The following is a 20,531-nucleotide window of genomic DNA, read 5'->3' as shown; positions in this document are numbered from 1 at the left end:
AACATGAAAATTCCTTGTTACGAGTGTAATACTGAAACCGAATTAGAGGTTGGCTTTAAGGTGATAAATTTTGTCTGCCCAATTTGTCATACCTTATATCTTTGTGATAAAGAAGGAAGTTTTCGTAGAAAATCGCAATTTAAAGAAACAATAGAGAATCAGTCGTTAGCGATTGGCGATGTTGGGTTTTTGAAAGGAAGTGAATATAAGGTTACAGGTATATTGATTAAAAAGGTTCATCCAGATTATCGTTGGACAGAGTTTATACTTCAAAACGATAAAAATGAATTCCTTTATCTTTCGCTTTCACAAGGACATTGGATGTTACTTACTGAAATGGAAGAGACTTTTAATGTAAAGTCGCATCCTTTAACGGTAGAACATAATGATCTGGAATATAATATCTATGATTATTCGAATACTGTAATCGTAAATGCAGAAGGTTTTTTTGATTTTGAACTGCCACAGAAAACCATAATTACTGTAGTTGAATACATTAGACCGCCTTACATGATTTCTATTGAATCAATGAATAAGGTAAATACAGCATTTTACGGTGAGTACATTAAAAGAAGTGTTATAAGAAAAGCTTTTAAGAAAACTTTTATGCCACATCAGTTTGGTGTAAATGTTATTCAGCCTGAAGGAATTAATCTGAGGGATTTGGCTGTAATTTTCTGTTTTACAGCTTTATTAATCATTGCTACGAACTGGTATATTTATAAAGATCAGTTTGAGCAGAATGTTTTTTCGAAAACAATACGTTTTAGCGAATTTGACAATAAAGAAATTACAAGTGACCCTTTTGTCTTAAAAGGCGGTTCGGCACCCATGACAATTAAAGTTTCGACAGATGTCAATAATTCTTGGGCAAACCTAAATGTCGCTTTGATCAATGAAGATACCAGTGATGAGATTTATGCGAGTAAAGACATAGAATTTTATCACGGCTATGAGGACGGAGAATCGTGGAGAGAAGGAAGCGAATCTGAAGAGTTTAATATTTGTGGCGTGAAGGAAGGAAAATACCATCTTTTATTAACGCCAATGAAAGCTCCTGAAGATACCAGCAATAATGAAATGCGTATTAATGTGGTTTGGAACGAACCTTCAAGCAGAAACGTTTGGCTGGTTATTATTGGGATGATTGCCATTTATTTAATAATACGATATTTCAGTTATAAATTTGAGAAAGAAAGATGGGCAGATAGTTCTTATTCTCGTTACAACGATTAAATAGATATGAAGAAAGTTTTTGATTTTATATATAATAATGCTGTTTCGCTATTACTTGGTTTAATATGTTTTGGTGTTTACCTTTATTTTACAGTAGCAGGAAACCGAATCTGCGATTGTGAGACAACAGAAAATTACAAGTCAACAGGAAGCCGCTCATCAGTAAATCATTTTTATCATAAATAATTTTTAATAATATGGAATTAATTCATGCTCAACCAATAGTAAATTCAATTATTTATTCTTTTTTAGGAATTGTCATTTTGTTAATAGGTTATTTTATTATCGAAAAAATCACTCCTGAAAATACATGGAAAGAAGTCGTAGAAAAAAATAATATTGCTGTTGCAATTGTTTTGGCAGCATTTATCATTGGAATTTCAATGATTGTTAGCGCAGCAATTCATGGGTAAAAAATTTTTTAGGTTTGAATTTCTTTTACTGTTTGCCGTATTTATTATTGCAACCTGCGGGCTTATTTATGAGCTTGTTGCAGGTACTTTGGCGAGCTATTTATTAGGTGATTCAGTAAAGCAGTTTTCATTTATAATTGGAGTTTACCTGTTTTCAATGGGTATTGGCTCTTTTTTTTCGAAGTTTTTTCATAAAAATTTGCTGAACACTTTTGTAGAAATCGAAATACTGGTTGGGCTCATTGGCGGCTTAAGTTCAGTGGTTTTATTTCTGCTGTTTGAGAGTGTTGGTTCTTTTCAGTTCATTTTATATTTATTTGTTTTTGTAACCGGTTTTCTGGTCGGATTGGAGATTCCGCTTTTAATGAACATTTTAAAAGACAGGGTCGAGTTCAAGGATCTGGTTTCAAATGTTTTTACTTTCGATTATATCGGGGCTTTGCTGGCTTCCATTCTTTTTCCTTTGGTTTTAGTGCCAAAATTAGGAATCATGGGAACGTCGCTTTTCTTCGGAATGATTAATGTAAGTATTGCAATTGCTTTGTGTTTTTTATTGAAAAGCGAATTAAAGAAAGTATCACTTTTAAAAGCAAAAGCTGTTTTTTCATTTTTATTATTGCTTGCCGTTTTTATTTTTTCAGATAAAATTTTGTCCTATTCAGAAGGAAAATTATACGGCGAAAATATTATTTATACCAATTCAACTCCTTATCAGCGCATCGTTTTAACGCATAATAAAAGCGATTATCGATTGTATTTAAATAACAATCTTCAATTTAGTTCGGCCGATGAATACCGTTATCATGAAGCTTTGGTTCATCCGGTAATGTCGATTGCTAAAAATGTAAAGAGCGTTTTGGTTTTAGGAGGAGGCGACGGATTGGCCGTTCGTGAAATACTAAAATACAAAGACGTTCAAAAAATAACTTTAGTTGATCTTGACGCTGGAATGACAAAGCTTTTTAAGACCAATACCGTATTAACAAACTTCAATAAGAATTCGTTAAACAATGCCAAGGTTACAGTAATTAATACCGATGCTTATATTTGGGCAAAAAGCTGTAAAGAAAAATTTGATGTGGCTATTATCGATTTTCCAGATCCGTCGAATTACAGTTTAGGCAAATTGTATTCTTTGAATTTTTATCAGACAATAAAAACGATTTTAAAGCCCGATGCGGCAGTCGTAATTCAGACTACTTCGCCTTATTTTGCTCCAAAATCATTTTGGTGCATAAATAAAACGGTAATGCAGGTTTTTCCGCAGGTAGATGCTTATCATGCTTATGTTCCTTCTTTTGGAGAATGGGGTTATACCATTGCGATAAATGGTTTTGGAACTACTTTTAACGAAGTAAACCGAAAAGCTTCAGGACTCAAATTCTACAATTACCAGTTTGACAGATTTAATTATTTTACCACCGATATGGTTTCGAATCAAGTAGAAATTAACCGTTTGGATAACCAAATTTTAGTACGCTATTTTGATGAAGAGTGGGGAAAATTACAATAAAGGAAGACGAAATTTCGTAAAAGGAATTGGAGCTTCTTTGCTTTTAATTCCGTTTTTGCAATTTTGTTCCAATAAAATAGCCGTTTTGATGCTTCGTTTATCCGGAGCCAATCATCTTTTGGGGCATCGGTTATGGATTAAAGATTTTCCTAAACCAACAGAACAAATCCAGATTCCGTATTTAATTATTGGCGGAGGAATATCAGGATTGAGTGCTACGCGCGAATTTCATAAAAAAGGAATATCTGATTTTTTATTGCTTGAAATGGCAGATCATTTAGGAGGAAATTCCTCAAATGGCCAGAACAAATATTCTAAATATCCTCTGGGAGCGCATTATTTACCGCTCCCGAATATGGAGGACAAAGAACTTCTTGCCTTTCTTGAAGAAGAAAATATCATTAAAGGTTATAATGAAAAAGGGTTGCCTATTTTCGATGAATTACAATTGACTTTTGCGCCTGACGAAAGATTATTTTACAAAAATAATTGGCAGGAAGGTGTTGTTCCAAAAGAAGGAAATTCGGCTGAAGACGATAAAGAATTTATAAGATTCTTTAAAGAAATGGATGCTTTTCGTGCGGCAAAAGGAACAGATCAAAAGTACTTATTTGATATTCCGATTTCTCTTTCGTCAAAAGATGAAAGCGCTAGAACTTTAGATAAAATCACAATGCAAAGATGGTTTGAAAACAATAATTTCAAATCAAAACCTTTGTTTAATTATATTGATTATTGCTGTAAAGATGACTTTGGTTTGGGAATCGAATTTGTTTCGGCCTGGGCAGGAATTCATTATTTTGCTGGAAGAAAACAGAATGCCGCTTCAGATAAAAATGACAGTGTTTTAACCTGGCCAGAAGGCAATGCAAGATTAGCAAGCCATCTTAAAAAATATACCGAAAAGAAAACCTTAAAAAATCATTTGGTTTATGAGGTAAAGGTTGAAAACAATAAAGTTATTGTCAAAGCTTTTGACGATGTCAAAAAAGTTTCTGTTGAAATTATAACGGACAAAGTTGTTATGGCAACGCCACAGTTTGTAAATCAATATCTTATAAAAGACCGAAAAGAATTTACAAAAGAGTTTCATTACACGCCATGGCTTTTAGCAACTTTGATTGTCAATGATTTGCCGGACAATTTCAGTTTTCCGCTTTCTTGGGATAATGTAATTTATGATGCAAAAGGTTTGGGTTATGTGTATGCGCAAAATCAGACTTTGAATCAAGTTCAGGAGAAAAAAGTGATCACGTATTATTATAGTTTTTCGTCTGGAGATTTGAAGAAAACGCGAAAAGAAATTTATAAAAAAGATAAAGAATACTGGAAACAGCTTGTTTTTAGTGATTTAAAAATTGCGCATCCAGATATTGAAGAGTATACGGAAGATATGGAAGTTTTTCTTTTAGGGCACGGAATGATTTCGCCGGTTCCGGATTTTATTTTTGGTCAAGCCAAAGAAAATGCCGCCAAAAACATTGAAAACAGAATCTATTTTGCCCATAGCGATTTATCAGGAATCTCGATTTTTGAAGAAGCTTTTCATCAAGGAATTAATGCCGTAAAACAAATTTTGAATGATACAGCCTTGGATTCATAAAGCCAAAACAGATTTACTGTTTGTCGTTGGGCCATCATTTTTCGTGTTGGCCATTGTTTTGCTTTTTCAGGATTCTATCATAAAAATCGAAAATGATTATTCGTTTTATACTTGGCTTTTTTTAATTGTTTTTATTGATGTAGCGCATGTTTACGCGACTTTGTTTAAAACGTATTTTGTAAAAGACGAATTTCAAAAAAGGAAGAAATTGCTAATTCTTTTGCCTGTAATTTGTTTTGCGATAAGTATGGTTTTGTTTCTTTTTGGGAGTTTGGTTTTCTGGTCTTTTTTGGCTTATGTTGCCGTTTTTCATTTTATAAGGCAACAATATGGTTTTATGCGATTGTATGCCAGAAATGAAGTGAAAACGACCATTTCGGCTTTGATAGATAATCTTGCAATTTATGCATCGACGGGTTACCCGATGTTGTTTTGGTTTTTATCGCCTGAAAGAAAGTTCAACTGGTTTGTTGAAGATGAATTTTTTCATTTTGAAAATCAAGCGCTTTTAGAAATTTTATTTTGGATTTATATTGCGATTCTTGCATTATATGTCTTGCGGACGATTGTTATTTCTTTTCAAAAGAAGTTTTTCAATATCCCTAAAAACGCTATTATTTTAGGAACTGCGCTTTCCTGGTATTTTGGGATTGTTTATTTTAATGATGATCTAATTTTTACTTTACTAAACGTTGTATCGCACGGAATTCCGTATATGGCATTGATTTATTTTAGAGAAGTTGAAAAAAGATCGGATAGCGAAAAAGGAATTTTTAGCTTTATCAAAAGTTATAATGCCGTATTTGTTTATGTACTGATTTTGTTGACAATTGCTTTTTCAGAAGAATTTCTGTGGGAATTTTTTGTTTGGAAAGAGAATATTTCGACAACTGATTTTGATTTTTCCGGATGGCAATTTTTATTGGTGCCGCTTTTGAGTGTGCCGCAGTTTACGCATTATTTGCTTGATGGTTTTATTTGGAAATCTAAGAAGCCGAATTCATAATTTGATGAAAAAACAAAAACGTCTAGTCTAGCCCCGATAGAAGCGGTATCCTTTTATGTCCGCCGTCGCGGACATAAAAGATATAGCGGATAGCGGGACTAAAGGTGTTTTGAAAACTGATTTTTCTGCTTCTAAATAAACTAATCCTGCAAAGCCATTTTTACTTTTGGCAACATACGTTCTACAAACATTTTATAAGCGATTTCGGAAGGATGAAGGCCGTCTGAAGCAACTAAACTCGGATTGCTTAATCCTTGTTTTGTAATATCTGTTATGGAAACAAAAGCGACATTTTTGCTAATGCAGTAATTCTCAGCAAAAGTGTTGTACTGATTTATTTCGCTAGAGATTTTCATGCGGTTCTCATCCGTGTAGTTTTTAGTAAAGGGCGTGTAGGCGTAATCAGGAATTGAAAGCACAATTACATTCTTTTTGTCTCCTTTTGCAAATGCGATTGCTTTGTTTAGCAACTGCGGAAATTCTTTTTCATAAACCGAGAAATCCTGATGCTGATATTGATTGTTTACGCCAATTAAAAGTGTAACTAAATCGTAATTAGATTCTGGATTTTGAGTATTTATTGCTGCAATTAAATCGCTCGTAGACCAGCCGGTTTGGGCAATAATCTTTAATGAAAAAGCAGTTTCGGGATAAATTGTTTTTAATTTGGCTTTGAGCTGTTCTGGATAACGGCAGGTTTCGCAGACACTTTGACCAATGGTATAACTGTCGCCTAAAGCGAGATAATTTATAGATGATGCAATTGGCGTAGTGGGAACTTCTGTTGTTGGAGGTGTGGGCTGAGGTACAGCAGTATTTTCAGAATCTGACTGTTCAGAACTGCAGCTCAAAAGGAATATGGAGAGTATAACAATAACTATTTGTTTGAAATGCGGTTTCATAATTTTGACAAATTAGGGTTGAGGACATTTTAAACAAATAGTTACGTTAAATATTTGGGCTCGGTTTTAAACCATTTCTGTTTTTAAGGCAATTTCTTCCTCAATGGCATTCCAAAGTCCAATTCGTTTTTCTAGGGCTAGAATAGAAACTTCTTCTACTTCTTTCCACTTTTGAGCGTCGTCTTCACACAAATCTGTAATCATTTGCATGGCCATTGGTCCGTGCTCATCGGCATCAAGTTCGATATGTCTTTCGAAGTAATAAAGCAGTTTTGCCAAATCAACTTCTGGAAGATTTTTTTGAAAGTTTTTCAAGATTTCAGTAAACATACTCGGAATCAAATCTTCTCTTCCAAAAGTAAATGCTGCAGCAATCTGATGCGGTTTTCCTTCTTCAATTACTCTGAAAGTAAAATCTAAGAAAGCTTTTATTTCAGGATGAAGCGAACTTTGTTTGATCGCAACAAAAATATTGTGTAGCGAATGTACTTCGGCTAAAAATTTATTGATTCCTGTAGTGTCGGCACCGCAGTCTTCCATTGCCTCAAGATACATTTCATAATGGCTTTGTCTTCTTCCGTCAATCGTTAAATCGGTTTCTTCAGCAAGAACAATTTCGTTGATTAAATATCTTGTTTCCGGATTTTTTGTTGCGAACCAAGGCGTTGTTGTGCACGTAAGTTTGGCTTGTAAAGCTTTTAGCAATGACATAAAATCCCAAACAGCATAAACATGATTTTCTAAAAAACTGTGCAAGTCATCAATATTTTGAATTTTGCCGTATAAAGAGTGGTTTAAAAGCTGGTCTTTTTGAGGTTGAATGCTATTGTTTATAGTTTCAATATTCATTTATGTAAATTTTGCTGCAAAGATAAAAAGCTTCTCGATTAGAAGAAGCTTTTTAAATTGATTTTGTATATAATTTAATAGTTGTTTATGATTTAAATGCTGGAATTCCAGTAACATCCATTCCTGTAATCAATAAATGAATGTCATGAGTTCCTTCATAAGTGATTACACTTTCAAGATTCATCATGTGGCGCATAATAGAGTATTCGCCTGTAATTCCCATTCCGCCTAACATTTGTCTGGCTTCACGTGCAATATGAATTGCCATATCGACATTATTACGTTTTGCCATCGAAATTTGAGCTGTTGTTGCTTTTCCTTCGTTTCTCAAAACACCTAAACGCCAAGTTAATAATTGCGCTTTAGTGATTTCGGTAATCATTTCGGCTAATTTCTTTTGCTGTAATTGTGTTCCTCCAATTGGTTTTCCAAATTGGATTCTTTCTTTAGCATAACGTAAAGCAGTATCGTAACAGTCCATTGCTGCACCGATTGCTCCCCATGCAATTCCGTATCGAGCTGAATCTAAACAGCCAAGCGGTGCGCCTAAGCCAGATTTATTTGGCAATAAATTTTCTTTAGGAACTTTTACGTTATCAAAAATTAATTCTCCCGTAGACGATGCACGAAGTGACCATTTATTGTGCGTTTCTGGCGTTGTAAAGCCTTCCATACCGCGTTCTACAATTAATCCGTGAATTCTTCCGCTTTCATCTTTAGCCCAAACTACTGCAATATCTGCAAAAGGAGCATTTGAAATCCACATTTTGGCACCATTTAAAAGATAATGATCACCCATATCTTTAAAATTGGTAATCATACTTCCTGGATCCGAACCGTGATCTGGCTCTGTTAATCCAAAACAGCCCATGAATTCTCCTGTTGCCAGTTTTGGCAAATATTTCATTCGCTGCTCTTCATTTCCATATTTCCAGATTGGATACATTACTAATGAAGATTGTACAGATGAGGTAGATCTCACACCCGAGTCGCCTCTTTCGATTTCCTGCATAATTAAACCGTATGAAATTTGGTCTAAGCCAGCACCTCCGTATTCCACCGGAATATAAGGTCCAAAACCGCCAATTTCTCCAAGCCCTTTTATAATTTGTTTTGGAAATTCTGCTTTTTGGGAATATTCTTCAATAATTGGAGAAACTTCTCTCTTAACCCATGCACGTGCAGACTCTCGAACTAATTTGTGTTCGTCAGTCAATAAATCGTCAAGGTTGTAGTAATCTGGAGCTTGGAATAAATCTGGTTTCATTTTTGATATGTTTTACAGAAACAAATTTACGTAATAAAAATATAACAAAACAAAGCTAAATTGTTATATTTTTTTAATTTTGTTGTAAAATTAACAAGACTATGGCAAATTAATTTTAGTATATTGAAAATTTATGCGTTATTTTTGGAATCCAAAAACAAATTAATGAGGCTAATCATCTCTTTTTTAATTCTTCTTGTTTTTAATTCGAGTTTTGCTCAACAGACTCAAATTAGTGAACAGGAATACTTAGCGTTGCAGGATAAAATTCGATTTAGTATGAATACTAATGTCGAACAGGGAATCGTATATGCTAAAGAATTGATGAAATCTAATAATAACAAGCATTTAGCTTTTGCTAACGGCGCAGCTTCTTATTTGTATCAAATGGACGGCAATCTAGCTAAATCTGAAGAAACATCTAAAAAATCGTTTCTTTATTTAGACAAAATGCCAGAATCTTCAGAAAAAACAAAATTAAAAGGATATTTATACAATTACAGAGGTTTAACCGAATGGAAAAGAGGCAATTTGAGTGCTGCACTCGAAAACTATCAAAAAGGTGTCAAATTTTCTTTAGAAGTTGAAGATGTTATTCAAGTCGTTAAGTTTAAAAGCAACATTGCTCTTATTAATGAGGAAGTTGGGAATTATCAGTTAGCGATTAAAAATTTAAGACAAAATAACGATTTCATTGATAAAAATGAAAGGGTTTATCCGAAAGAGCAATTTCAAAACAGCAAAAGCAATATCAATTTAGATTTAGGCAATTCATATGAAGGATATTATATGAAAAATCGCAATAAAAAATATTTAATTGATTCAGCGGCCTATTTTTACAAAAAAGCAGTTACTTATTCTCAAAATTTTACCAATAATAAAATTGTTGCAAAAATGAGTTTGGGGAATATTTATTTGATGAAAAAAGATATTGTAAATGCTGAAAAAACATATTATGATATTTTGTTTTTATCAAAGCAAAATAATTCGGAAGATTTGTATCAAATGGCAAATTATAATTTAGGGGATTTATATTTTTACAATAAAAAATATGAAAAGGCTTTAGTTTGTTTAAAAAAAGTTGATTCGATTTCACTTAAAAACAAAGCTCTAGATGATAATTATTTGAAATCTAATTACTTACAGGCTAAGATTTATAGCGCAATGAATAAGCCAGATGAGGCCTATAAACATTCAAAAATTTATTTGAATACGTATGAAAAATCAGAATCAAAATTAAGAGACGAAGCACAGGAAGTAAACTATAAATTAGGGGTAGAAGATTTAAGCGAGGAAATGCTTACTATTCAGGAAAAATATAAATATGACGTTTTAGTAAATAAAGCTTTAAAGATATTTTATGTAGTTCTTGTTTTGGGAATTGTATTTTTTCTGATCAAAAATATCAGAGACAAAAACAAAGCGCATAAAAAAATGAACGCTTTAATTGAAGAATTTAAAGCGAATATCGAGAAAAAAGAAAATCCTCCAATTCTTGCCACAGCTAAAGTTTTAGAAGAAGAAGAGATTCAGCTTAAAAAGGAAAATGTCAATTTAAGTATCGATGAAGCCAAGGAAAATAAGATTGTCGAAAAATTATTGGCACTTGAAAACAAGCTTGAATATCTAAATGCTGACTTTACACTGCCTTATGTAGCCAAGAAAATTAAAACCAATACCACTTATTTATCTTACGTTGTAAATAAACGATTTGGAAAATCATTTGGAGAGTATTCGAATGAACTTAAAATCAATTATGTAATTAATCAAATGATTACGAATCATATGTATCGAAAATATTCTACGCAGGCAATTGCCGAAAGTGTTGGTTTTAAAAATGCAGTTTCGTTTGCAAAATCATTCCGTAAAAGAACGGGAGTTTCTCCGGCTCAGTTTGCTAGTAACATTTAAATTGTTGATTTACCATTTTTTTAAAATGAATAAATTTCTTTTTAATTCAGAATTATTAGCGTACAAATACTTAAATATAGATTTTAATGTAAAAAATAATTCGCAAACTAAGCAGATTTTATAACTGTTTAGTTTGCGAATTTTATTTGGTAAAAACATTTAGACTTTACAACTAAATTAATTTCTAATTCAAGAGTTTATCCATTTCCTCCTTTTCCTTTGCTTGGATCATATGGTGGATCGGTTTCACCATCTCCGCCACGAACGATTATTTGTTGTGTTCTACTTAATTTTTCAGCTTCGAAATCTTCGAATTTTGTTTTTATCGTTTTCATAATTAAATTTATTTAGGTTTATAGTGATATTGTTGGTATTGAAATTCTTAGAGCTAGTTGTACTTCATAGCCGTTTCCTCCTTTTCCTTTGCTTGGATCATAAGGTGGATCGGTTTCACCATCTCCTCCACGAACGATTATTTGTTCCGTTCTAGTTAATTTTTCAGCTTCGAAATCTTCAAATTTTAATGTCTTATTTGCCATGATTTTACTTATTGTGTTTATTGATATTCAAAGCTAGCCAAAATGCAAAACCCTTCGTCGAGATTTGAGTTTTGACACTTTTGTCAAGAAAAATTTCAATGTAAGTAATTGTTTTTCAGATAATTATACCAGGTAGTTAGATTAGTATAATTTATAAATTGTATGTAGTATAATTGATAAAATGTCTACCAACAGTCGTTTTTTCTCGATAAAAACCACAATATTTGTACTGTAATTATGATTTAAAGCAATCGAAAACGATGTTAAAACTAGTCCAAAAATTTCTACGTATAAATAGATACTCAGATATAAAAAATGAGTTTAAGGATTTGTTTCTTTCTCATCCTAATTATCCAAGTTTATTTGCGATAACAGATTCGTTAGATTTATTATCAATAGAGAATGCAGCGATCAGAGTTCCGAAAGAACAAATAGTAGATTTGCCTTCAAATTTTTTAGCTTACTATAATGATGAACTTACATTAGTAGAAAAAGCTAAAAACGATGTTCGAATTACTACTATTAAAAAAGGAGCTCAAAAAATATCGTATGAAAAATTCCTTTTAGACTGGAATGGAGTAATTGTAGCGATCGAACCTAATAATGTTATTGCAAGAGATAATCTAAGAATTGAATATAGCTGGTTAAAATATGGTATGCCATTTATACTGTTAATTGGATTATCATTTTTTTATAATACATACGATTTATTTAGTGTGATTTTTTTAATAACATCAACACTAGGATTCATTGTTAGCGTTTTTATTGTTCAAGAAAAATTTGGTTTCAAAAATAGCATTATAGCAAAGTTTTGCAATCTGAGTACAAATTCGTCTTGCAACTCGGTTATTAATGCTGCAGAAGGAACTGAAAACAAATTGTTTAATTTTTCTGATTTACCATTGCTTTTCTTTACCGCAAGTTTTATAGCAATGTTAATTCAGCCTTTAGATTCGGCAATTTTTATTGGATTTTTAAGTCTGCTGGCAATTCCTATTGTAGTGTCGTCAATTTGGATTCAAAAATTTGAACTTCAGAAGTGGTGTGTAATGTGTTTGGTCATTTCATCTTTGATTTTTATACAAAGCTGTATTTGGTTTTCATCAGATTTGTTCATTTTGACTTTTAGCTTTGAGAGTGTTTTTCCATTCGTTTTTTCACTGCTATTTCTTATTCCAATTTGGCTGACAGTGAAACCAATGATTAAGAATGTTTTAAACAGTGAAAATTCACTTAAAGAATTAAAAAAATTCAAAAGAAATTATTCTTTATTGAACTTCTTATCAAAAAAAGTGCCTGATATAGATGGACTTGAGGAGTTGAGAGGTTTGAATTTTGGAAACCGTAATGCCATTATAAAATTATCAGTAGTTATAAGTCCAAGCTGTGTACATTGTCATAAAACATTTCATGAAGCATTTGATCTTGTTTTAAGATTTCCGGATAAGATTTATTTAAATGTTTTATTTAATATCAATCCAGAAAATACTGAAAACCCATATAAAATAATTGTCGAAAGAATTTTGACTATCAACAGAGCAACACCAGGGAAAACTGTAGAAGCAATTTCAGATTGGCATATTAAGAAAATGAGCCTTAAAAAATGGCTTAAAAAATGGCATGTTGAGCCTGTCAGTATTATGATAAGCCAAGAGATTAATAAACAGTATGAATGGTGTTCTAAGAATAATTTTAATTATACACCAGTTAAAATCGTAAACGAAAAATTATTTCCAAACGAATATGAACTGAGCGAACTGAAATATTTCTTGAATGATTTTGTAGAAGAAGTAGAAGTGCTAGAAAAAATAGCTTAGCGGCGTTTATAAATCCCTTTGCAGGGAAAGACATAATCTTCAAGTGTCTGTAAATGATTGAAGTACTAATCAAGAAACAAAAACCACAAATCATGTTAGAAAAATTCTTAAAAGCGAAGGGAACTCAAAAGTTGTCTAAAGAGGAACAAAAAAATATTTCTGGCGGAAATATCCCTCCAGGATTATGTTGGGATATTTGGACAGAAAAAGAATATAAGTGTTAATATTCTTGTAAAAAAAAAGAATGCAGAGAGGTCTAAAACTTCTCTGTACTTCCCAAAAATTTAGGAATTAAATATGTAAGCTGTGATTTTAGTATATGAAGTAAGATAAAAAAATGAATAAATACCCCAAAACTAAAAAATCAAAGTTATGTTAAAAAATATTTTGAATCTAGAAGGAGCTCAGGAAGTAAGTGCAAGCGAGCAAAAAATGATCATGGGTGACTATGTAAAAGAGACAGTTTCAAGATGCAACGCATGGGATTATGTGTCATCAATGTCGTATGAAGACTGTACAGAGTATTTTGCGTTAGAAATGAATTATTCTGATGCTCTGGCAGCAGGATAATATTTTTGAAGCGCAATTAAGCTCTAAAGAAGTGATTTTGAAGTAAAAGATGTTTTAGAAACGGACAAATAGTAATCTGAAAAGTTATGATTAAGAAAATTTTAAATCTAGAACATGTTCAAAAAATCAGTAAAACTGAGCAAAAAACAATAAAAGGTATTCCAGAATGCTGGGTGCAGGCAATTGAAGCAGGATGCATTTTAATACCGGCTGGCGGTGTTTGTCCAATGGATACTACACCCGGCATTTGCAGCAGTGGCCGTTTATGCTGCTAATCAATACGTTTTTTAAGATTAAACAATATAAAGCCTTATCAAAAATTTAGTCATGTTTTTTTTTGAATTTGTAGGCGCTCGATCGTGGAAAATTGAGCAAATATCCCAATATTGATGATTGGTGTTGGGATTCTCAGGAAAGTAGCCGCTGTGTTGATTTTATTTGGTTAGGTTAACCAGTGGCAGATCTCCTAGAGAAAATTGTTTTTCGTATTTTAAAATAGATAGAAACTTCAAACATCCTAAAAGGATTGGCAGAAGTAGTATAATATAGCCTTATCAAAAATTTAGTCATGTTTTTTTTTGAACTTGTAGGCGCTCAATCGTGGAACATTGAGCAAATATCCCAACATTGATGATTGGTGTCGGGATTCTCAGGAAAGTAGCCGCTGTGTTGATTTTATTTGGTTAGATTAACCAGTGGCAGATCCTAGAGAAATTAAGTTATTAAATAATTGAAATAGTTATGAGCAGTAAGAAAATATTTTCTAACTGCTTTTTTTTTTAAAATGATCTTAACTGAAATACAATTTAAAAGAAAAGACAGAAGCTTCAAATGTCTTAAAACGATTGAAGCATTAACAAAACCCAAAAAACCCACATTATGTTAAAGAAAATTTTTGAACTACATGGAGCTGCTGAATTAAGCAAAGAAGAGCAACTAGGAATTAAAGGTGGTAATGCACCGGTTTGTGAACCAAATACCACTGCTAAAAGATGTCCAAGAACAGCTACTTCGCCAGCGTATTGGATTTGCGTGACAGATCCTAACGAGCCATGTGAATAGACATTTTAAATACAATGAACCTGTTAATTAGTGAAAGAGAGATATCTTTTTTTTTGACATGTTTTTACAAATCTGATAGAGAGGAAAATTTTTCCTCTCTATTTTTTTGTGCACAATTGCTTTCACAAAAGACGATTTTCTCCTTATAATTTTATATTGTATTTGAGAATGGTTTCACTTATTTTTAAATACTTTGAATAATCACAATTTGAGAAACAAAAAATTCTTAAAGTGCGCGATAAATATTACATTAGCAGAGCCAAAATTTACCACTTAAGCTAGAAAATGATTAAAAATTGAAAAAATTCACCCATTATAAACAGACCGACGTTAAAGATTGCGGCCCCACATGTTTAAAAATAATAGCCAAACATTACGGAAAAGTAATCAATATTCAGGAGTTGCGTGATACTAGCGAAACAACTCGTGAAGGAAGCAACTTGCTTTTTTTGAGTGATGCTGCCGAGAAAATCGGATTTAGAACATTGGGTGTAAAATTAAGTTCTGAAAGATTAGAAGAGGCGCCTTTGCCTTGTATTCTGCATTGGAACAAAAATCATTATGTGGTTCTTTATAAAATAAAAAATGGAACGTATTATATTTCAGATCCAGGTTTCGGTTTAATTGAATATAATAAAGAAGATTTCTTAAAGCTGTGGATTGGAAATAATGCCGGTGAACAGACCAAGGAAGGCGTCGCATTATTGATGGAAGCTACACCAAAATTTTTCCAGTCAGATTTTGATAAAGAGGATAATAAAGGCGTAGGATTTGGCTTGTTGGCGCAATATGTGCTGCGTTATAAATCATATTTGATGCAGCTGAGCATTGGGTTATTTGCGAGCAGTTTAATAATGGCAATTGCGCCTTTTTTGACGCAAAGTATTGTTGACGTTGGAATTCAGAATCAAAACCTTAATTTTATTTATCTCATTCTTTTTGCGCAATTGTTTCTTTTTGCCGGAAGAACAGGTTTAGAGCTTATCAGAAGCTGGATTTTGCTCCATCTTTCTACCCGAATCAATATTTCTCTTATTTCAGATTTTTTCATCAAGCTGATGAATCTGCCGATTTCCTTTTTTGATGTCAGAATGACGGGAGATATCATGCAGCGTATTAATGATCATCGCCGAATTGAAAAAATCCTGACTACATCTTCTTTAAGTGTTTTGTTTTCAGTAATCAATATGTTTGTTTTAGGTGCTGTTCTGGCTTATTTTAACTGGAAGATTTTTTTAGTTTTTTTTGCCGGCAGTCTACTTTATTTTGGATGGATAACTCTTTTTCTAAAGCGACGTGAAATTTTGGATTACAAGCGTTTTGCTGAGGTTTCTCAAGAACAAAGCAAAGTGATCGAACTTATAAATGGAATGCAGGAAATCAAGCTCCATAATGCCGAAAAACAAAAACGTTGGGGCTGGGAATATATACAGGCGAGACTTTTCAGGGTTTCAATTAAAGGTTTGGTTTTAGAACAGAGTCAAACGATTGGTTCGTCGGTAATTAATGAGCTGAAAAATATTTTCATTATATTTTTATCTGCTAAGTTGGTGATAGATGGCTCAATAACTTTGGGAATGATGTTGGCAATCAGTTCAATTGTTGGAAGTTTGAACGGACCAATAACGCAGCTTATTGAGTTTGTAAGGGAGCTTCAGGATGCAAAAATATCTTTAGCAAGATTATCTGAAATTCATGAAAAAGAAGACGAAACAGAGCAGGAAAGTCATCAGTCAAGTGATGTGCCTTATGATGCTGATATTGAAATCAAAAATATGAGTTATCGCTATTTAGGATCAGATATTCCAGTTTTGAAGGATTTAAGTTTGATAATTCCTGCCAATAAAGTTACTGCAATAGTAGGTACAAGCGGCAGCGGAAAAACAACTCTAATGAAACTGCTCTTAAAATTTTATGAGCCCGAAAAAGGCGAAATTTCAATAGGAAACGCACAGCTTCGAAACATTTCGCAAAAAGCATGGCGATCAAATGTTGGAGCGGTTATGCAGGAAGGTTTTATTTTTAGCGATACAATTGCCAATAATATTGCCTTTGGAGTTGATAAAATAGACAAAAAACGCCTTATTTATGCGGCAGATGTTGCTAATATTAAAGATTATATCAGCGAGCTTCCGCTGGGTTATAATACAAAAATCGGCGCGGAAGGATTAGGAATGAGTACGGGGCAAAAACAGCGATTACTAATTGCCAGAGCAGTTTATAAAAATCCAGAAATATTGTTTTTTGATGAAGCAACATCAGCCTTAGATGCTAATAATGAAAAAGAAATTATGCAGAAACTGGATATTTTCTTTAAAGACAAAACGGTAATTGTCATCGCACACCGATTAAGTACGGTGATGAATGCGGATCAGATTGTGGTTTTGGATAAAGGAAAAATTATCGAAATTGGAAATCACTCGGCTCTTGTTGAGCAAAAAGGTAATTATTTTGAACTTGTTAAAAACCAGCTCCAATTAGGAAATTAAATCATGGCTGAAGATCATAATACATTAGAATTAAGAAGTGAAGAGGTTCAGGACATTCTCACCAAAGTACCGCACTGGATGATCAGATGGGGGACGGTCCTCATTTTTGCTATCATCCTGATGCTGTTTTTCGTTTCTTGGTTTGTAAAATATCCGGATGTTGTAAATACTGAAATTGTTATTACAACTAATATTCCGCCTGAGAAAATAGTTTCTAAATCATCAGGACGTATTGAGGTTATTTTGGTTAAAGATAAAACGACTGTTTCAAAAAATACTGCCCTTGCTGTAATTGAAAATACGGCCAATTATAAAGATGTTTTCTTGCTGAAAAACATTGTTGAGCGTTATAATATTAATGATTCGAAAAAAGCATTTCCTTTTACGGAATTGAAGAATTTGCAATTAGGTGAAATTGAAAGTGCTTATGCTGTTTTTCAGAAAGATTATGAGGCCGAACAATTAAACGAAGATCTGCAGCCTTTTGAAGTCGAGAACAGAGCTCAGATTTCTGAAAAAGTCCAGATAAAGGAAAGATTGGAAATTCTGCAGCAGCAAAAAATACTTAATGAAAGCGAATTGCAGCTTCAAAAAAATGAAATAGCACGATTTGAAACTTTATTCAACAAAGGAATTATTTCGGCACAGGAAATGGAAGCTAAAAAACTGGGCTATCTACAGGCGCAAAAGAGTTATAAGAGCCTTTTAACGTCGATTTCGCAATTGAGATCGGCTTTGATTGATAACACGAAATTGAGTCAGAATTCGCATATTAGCAGTACTAAAGAAGAAGTTAATTTAGGACGAAACATGGCACAGTCTTTTTTTCAACTCAAAAAAGTGATCAAAGACTGGGAATTGGCTTATACATTAAAATCGTCTATCAGCGGCGTGGTTACTTTTTTGCAGGTTTGGAACGAAAACCAGACTATTAATGTTGGTGACAATGTCTTTTCAATTATTCCTGATGCAAAAAATGGTTTTATAGGAAAAGTAAAAGCGCCGGCATTAAATTCGGGTAAAATAAAAGTAGGACAGCGTGTAAATATTCGTTTGTCAAATTATCCAGATCGAGAATTTGGTGTTTTAAAAGGTACAATTAAAAACATTTCGCTGGTACCAGACAAAGACGGGAATTTATTGCTTGATGTCGCTTTGCCAAACGGATTGGAAACTTCTTATAAAAAACAGATTGTATTTCAGCAGGAAATGAAAGGAAGAGCTGAAATCGTCACCGAAGATTTAAGATTAATCGAAAGAATATTATATCAGTTCAAAAGTATTTTTGAGCAGGTTTAAAACAGCCTTAAACTAGTCATTAACCTAAACCATTTCTAAATGAAGAAAATTCTTCTTGTCCTTTTTTTAGTATTATTTCAAAGTTCTTTTTCAAAACCTATAACCGAAACCCAAAAATTAGCAGCAACCTGTAAAGTATGGGGTTTTTTAAAATATTATCATCCAAATGTTGCTGATGGAAGCAAGAATTGGGACGAACAATTGTTTCAAATTTTGCCGAAAGTAGAAGAAGCGCAATCTGCAGAAGCATTTTCGTTGGTAATTGAAAACTGGCTGACTTCATTGGGAGAAGTTAAAACCGTAAAATTGACTTCTAAAAAAGATTATTTTGATAAAAACTTCGATTTATCATGGATCAATAAAAATGAATTATTCTCCAAATCACTTTCGAAAAAACTGAAATTTATTGAAGAAAATAGAATTCAGGAAAAACAGTATTATGTTGCTTATGAATTTAACAGTAATGGCCCTCCATTGCAATTTAAAAATGAAGTAAAATATGCAGATTTTAAATGGACAGATAAAAATCTTCGTCTTTTGGCTTTTTTTAGATATTGGAATTACATTGAATATTTTTTTCCTTCTAAATATCAGATGGATCAAAATTGGGATAAGTCATTAAATGAATTTCTTCCGAGAGTTATTGCACCAGAATCAGAAAAAGATTTTGATTTGGCAATGCGCGAAATTTCTATAAAAATAAATGATACGCACGCTTCTACAAATATGCCTAACCTGTTTGAATATTTTGGAGATAAATTTATTCCTGCTGATGTTAAAATTATTGATCAAAAAGCCGTTGTTATAGCTTTGAAAAATGATTCTTTGGCAAAAATCAGCGATCTTAAAATTGGAGATGTAATCACAAAAGTAGAAGGAAAAACGATTGCCGAACTTTTAAAAGAAAATTCAAAATATGTTGAAGGATCAAACGAGCCTTCGGTTTTAAAAAATGCTTATTGGGCAATCTTTAATGGAAAAACATCAACTTTTGAGATTGAATTCATCAGAGATGGAAAAACTGCTGTCAAATCAATAAATCGATATAAATATCAAGATTTAAAAATTCAATTTCCTGCTCAGGAAAAATGGAAAATTTTAGATGGGAATATCGGTTATGTGAATTTTGGAGGAGTTAACGAAGAAGATGTTCCAAATTTGATAGCTGCGCTCAAAAATACAAACGCTATAATTTTTGATGACAGAAAAAGACCTCATGATATTATGTATTCTCTTGCAGACTGGTTGAATCCTGAACCTGTAGAATACGCGAAGTACCTTGATCCAGATGTTAGTTATCCGGGTCGTTATGTTTGGAGAAAAAGTGACGAAAAATTAGGAAAGGTTAATCCGGATAATTATAAAGGCAAAGTAATTGTTTTAATTGATGAAAATGCAGTTAGTCATACTGAACATAGTGCGATGGCGCTCCAAACTGTGCCTAAATCGACCGTTATTGGTTCTCAAACAGGAGGCGCAGATGGTGCAAATACTAGATTTTTGATCATTAAAGGATTTTCTTCGTCATTTACTTGTTATGGCGTTTTTTATCCAAATAAAAAAGAAGTACAGCGTATAGGAATTGTTCCTGATATCGAAGTAAAACCAACTATTTTAGGCATTCAGCAAGGAAAAGATGAAATTCTGGATCGAGCGATTCTTTTTGCTAAAAATGGTAAATAATTTTTAAAGAAATAGTAAGACAAAAGCCAAAGGAATAGACTTTACTAAAAGCTTTTGAATTAGATCTTCAAAAAACCTTTGTCAAAGTTTTAAACTTTGACAAAGGTTTTTTGTATATAAATAGCCATCATCTTACTTAACATAGCTCGTGGTTTCAGCCACGAGGACATAATCATGATCACAATACGTCTCCTGTGGTTGAAACCACAGGCTATGTTTAAAATTCAATTCAATAAAGCATTATAAACAAAAAGTCCGCAAAGCTTAAAAAAACTTTGCGGACTTTGCGTAAAATCTTAGCGCCCTTTGCGGTTAAATAATTTCGAAATCCAAATAGTCTTAAATCAAAAAAGCCATCCACAAAAGTGGAAA

The 20,531-nt window shown here is 32.7% G+C and carries 19 protein-coding genes; 14 read left to right on the top strand and 5 right to left on the bottom strand.

The features are described from left to right. The first annotated feature begins 3 nt into the window (after positions 1-3). The 5 genes from GKZ88_RS06330 to GKZ88_RS06310 all read left to right on the top strand — a co-directional run bounded on the left by GKZ88_RS06330 (position 4) and on the right by GKZ88_RS06310 (position 5,771). Entirely contained in the window at positions 4-1,236 is a 1,233-nt protein-coding gene (locus GKZ88_RS06330; protein WP_155101538.1) for a DUF4178 domain-containing protein, read from the top strand. A 197-nt stretch (positions 1,237-1,433) separates the two neighbouring features. After that, on the top strand, positions 1,434-1,649 hold the full coding sequence (locus GKZ88_RS06325; RefSeq protein ID WP_155101537.1) for a DUF350 domain-containing protein: 216 nt from the start codon (positions 1,434-1,436) through the stop codon (positions 1,647-1,649). Next, entirely contained in the window at positions 1,642-3,162 is a 1,521-nt protein-coding gene (locus GKZ88_RS06320; RefSeq protein ID WP_155101536.1) for a polyamine aminopropyltransferase, read from the top strand. Before GKZ88_RS06325 ends, GKZ88_RS06320 begins: the two co-directional genes overlap by 8 nt. Next, the gene (locus GKZ88_RS06315; RefSeq protein ID WP_155101535.1) at positions 3,137-4,765 is read left to right on the top strand and encodes an NAD(P)/FAD-dependent oxidoreductase; all 1,629 of its coding nucleotides are present in this window, start codon (positions 3,137-3,139) and stop codon (positions 4,763-4,765) included. The genes GKZ88_RS06320 and GKZ88_RS06315 overlap by 26 nt, the downstream gene beginning before the upstream one ends. Further along, the gene (locus tag GKZ88_RS06310; RefSeq protein WP_155101534.1) at positions 4,743-5,771 is read left to right on the top strand and encodes a hypothetical protein; all 1,029 of its coding nucleotides are present in this window, start codon (positions 4,743-4,745) and stop codon (positions 5,769-5,771) included. Before GKZ88_RS06315 ends, GKZ88_RS06310 begins: the two co-directional genes overlap by 23 nt. A 140-nt stretch (positions 5,772-5,911) precedes the next feature. Here the strand turns inward: GKZ88_RS06310 and GKZ88_RS06305 are convergent, their stop codons facing one another. The 3 genes from GKZ88_RS06305 to GKZ88_RS06295 form a co-directional block, all read right to left on the bottom strand. Beyond that, positions 5,912-6,673 carry an SGNH/GDSL hydrolase family protein gene (locus tag GKZ88_RS06305; RefSeq protein WP_155101533.1) on the bottom strand — a complete coding sequence of 254 codons (762 nt, stop codon included), beginning with the start codon at positions 6,671-6,673 and terminating at the stop codon, positions 5,912-5,914. A 66-nt stretch (positions 6,674-6,739) separates the two neighbouring features. Beyond that, on the bottom strand, positions 6,740-7,522 hold the full coding sequence (locus GKZ88_RS06300) for a DUF3050 domain-containing protein (protein WP_155101532.1): 783 nt from the start codon (positions 7,520-7,522) through the stop codon (positions 6,740-6,742). A gap of 85 nt (positions 7,523-7,607) precedes the next feature. Beyond that, a complete protein-coding gene (locus GKZ88_RS06295; protein ID WP_155101531.1) occupies positions 7,608-8,789 on the bottom strand; it encodes an acyl-CoA dehydrogenase family protein in 1,182 nt (393 codons plus the stop codon). A 165-nt stretch (positions 8,790-8,954) separates the two neighbouring features. Between GKZ88_RS06295 and GKZ88_RS06290 the strand changes: the two genes are divergently transcribed. After that, positions 8,955-10,700, top strand: a complete 1,746-nt coding sequence (locus GKZ88_RS06290) for a helix-turn-helix domain-containing protein (RefSeq protein WP_155101530.1) — start codon at positions 8,955-8,957, stop codon at positions 10,698-10,700. Positions 10,701-10,897: 197 nt separating this feature from the next. On the opposite strand, the gene GKZ88_RS06285 is transcribed toward GKZ88_RS06290, so the two are convergent. Together GKZ88_RS06285 and GKZ88_RS06280 are read right to left on the bottom strand one after the other, a co-directional pair. After that, on the bottom strand, positions 10,898-11,035 hold the full coding sequence (locus tag GKZ88_RS06285; RefSeq protein ID WP_155101529.1) for an rSAM-modified peptide: 138 nt from the start codon (positions 11,033-11,035) through the stop codon (positions 10,898-10,900). 18 nt (positions 11,036-11,053) lie between these two features. Next, positions 11,054-11,239, bottom strand: coding sequence for a hypothetical protein (locus tag GKZ88_RS06280; RefSeq protein WP_155101528.1), 186 nt, complete (start codon positions 11,237-11,239; stop codon positions 11,054-11,056). Between the two features lie 260 nt (positions 11,240-11,499). Here GKZ88_RS06280 and GKZ88_RS06275 point away from each other — a divergent pair, with 260 nt between their 5' ends. The 8 genes from GKZ88_RS06275 (at position 11,500) to GKZ88_RS06240 (ending at position 20,159) form a co-directional block, all read left to right on the top strand. Further along, positions 11,500-13,056 (top strand): vitamin K epoxide reductase family protein, encoded by a 1,557-nt coding sequence (locus GKZ88_RS06275; RefSeq protein WP_155101527.1) that lies wholly within the window; start codon positions 11,500-11,502, stop codon positions 13,054-13,056. Between the two features lie 53 nt (positions 13,057-13,109). Beyond that, the gene (locus tag GKZ88_RS06270) at positions 13,110-13,280 is read left to right on the top strand and encodes a hypothetical protein (protein ID WP_155101526.1); all 171 of its coding nucleotides are present in this window, start codon (positions 13,110-13,112) and stop codon (positions 13,278-13,280) included. A 148-nt stretch (positions 13,281-13,428) separates the two neighbouring features. After that, positions 13,429-13,626 (top strand): hypothetical protein, encoded by a 198-nt coding sequence (locus GKZ88_RS06265; RefSeq protein ID WP_155101525.1) that lies wholly within the window; start codon positions 13,429-13,431, stop codon positions 13,624-13,626. An 86-nt stretch (positions 13,627-13,712) separates the two neighbouring features. Beyond that, complete coding sequence (locus tag GKZ88_RS06260; protein WP_155101524.1) at positions 13,713-13,901, top strand: hypothetical protein; 189 nt, start codon at positions 13,713-13,715, stop codon at positions 13,899-13,901. Positions 13,902-14,505: 604 nt separating this feature from the next. Next, the gene (locus GKZ88_RS06255) at positions 14,506-14,688 is read left to right on the top strand and encodes a hypothetical protein (protein ID WP_155101523.1); all 183 of its coding nucleotides are present in this window, start codon (positions 14,506-14,508) and stop codon (positions 14,686-14,688) included. A gap of 296 nt (positions 14,689-14,984) precedes the next feature. After that, the gene (locus GKZ88_RS06250) at positions 14,985-17,177 is read left to right on the top strand and encodes a peptidase domain-containing ABC transporter (protein WP_155101522.1); all 2,193 of its coding nucleotides are present in this window, start codon (positions 14,985-14,987) and stop codon (positions 17,175-17,177) included. Between the two features lie 3 nt (positions 17,178-17,180). Beyond that, entirely contained in the window at positions 17,181-18,476 is a 1,296-nt protein-coding gene (locus tag GKZ88_RS06245) for an HlyD family efflux transporter periplasmic adaptor subunit (RefSeq protein WP_155101521.1), read from the top strand. A gap of 39 nt (positions 18,477-18,515) precedes the next feature. Continuing rightward, complete coding sequence (locus GKZ88_RS06240; protein WP_155101520.1) at positions 18,516-20,159, top strand: S41 family peptidase; 1,644 nt, start codon at positions 18,516-18,518, stop codon at positions 20,157-20,159. Positions 20,160-20,531: the final 372 nt, after the last annotated feature.

The organism is Flavobacterium sp. LC2016-01 (assembly GCF_009711135.1).
Lineage (GTDB): Bacteria > Bacteroidota > Bacteroidia > Flavobacteriales > Flavobacteriaceae > Flavobacterium.
The sequence above is the reverse complement of the archived record's forward strand: the minus strand, read 5'-3'. Positions and strand labels throughout refer to the sequence as shown.